Genomic DNA, 1,051 nt, shown 5'->3' on the forward strand with positions numbered 1-1,051 from the left:
CTCGTGACTGCGTGCCTTTTGAAGAATGAGCCTGCGAGTTTGCGGTGTGTTGCGAGGTTAACCCGTGTGGGGAAGCCGTAGCGAAAGCGAGTCCGAACAGGGCGATATAGTAGCGCGCTCAAGACCCGAAGCGGAGTGATCTAGCCATGGGCAGGTTGAAGCGGCTGTAAGAGGTCGTGGAGGACCGAACCCACCAGGGTTGAAAACCTGGGGGATGACCTGTGGTTAGGGGTGAAAGGCCAATCAAACTCCGTGATAGCTGGTTCTCCCCGAAATGCATTTAGGTGCAGCGTCGTGTGTTTCTTGCCGGAGGTAGAGCACTGGATAGGCGATGGGCCCTACCGGGTTACTGACCTTAGCCAAACTCCGAATGCCGGTAAGTGAGAGCGCGGCAGTGAGACTGTGGGGGATAAGCTCCATGGTCGAGAGGGAAACAGCCCAGAGCATCGACTAAGGCCCCTAAGCGTACGCTAAGTGGGAAAGGATGTGGAGTCGCAGAGACAACCAGGAGGTTGGCTTAGAAGCAGCCACCCTTGAAAGAGTGCGTAATAGCTCACTGGTCAAGTGATTCCGCGCCGACAATGTAGCGGGGCTCAAGCGTACCGCCGAAGTCGTGTCATTCCAGCATGAGGGCCAACGCCCGCTGGGATGGGTAGGGGAGCGTCGTGTGCCGGGTGAAGCAGCGCCGGAAGGCAGTTGTGGACGGTTCACGAGTGAGAATGCAGGCATGAGTAGCGATACATACGTGAGAAACGTGTGCGCCGATTGACTAAGGGTTCCTGGGTCAAGCTGATCTGCCCAGGGTAAGTCGGGACCTAAGGCGAGGCCGACAGGCGTAGTCGATGGATAACCGGTTGATATTCCGGTACCCGCTGTGAAGCGTCAAACATCGAATCAGGCGATGCTAAGTCCGTGAAGCCGTCCCGGACCCTTCGGGGAAAGGGAAGTGGTGGAGCCGACGGACCAGACTTGTAGTAGGTGAGTGATGGGGTGACGCAGGAAGGTAGTCCAGCCCGGGCGGTGGTTGTCCCGGGGTAAGGGTGTAGCCCGT

The 1,051-nt window shown here is 57.9% G+C and carries 1 rRNA gene; it reads left to right on the plus strand.

The window, feature by feature from the left end:
• Nucleotides 1–1,051, plus strand: a 23S ribosomal RNA gene (locus tag ACFWYM_RS44980); the annotation flags it as partial.

This window comes from Streptomyces sp. NPDC059009 (genome assembly GCF_042740175.1).
In the GTDB taxonomy this organism is placed as follows: Bacteria; Actinomycetota; Actinomycetes; order Streptomycetales; family Streptomycetaceae; genus Streptomyces.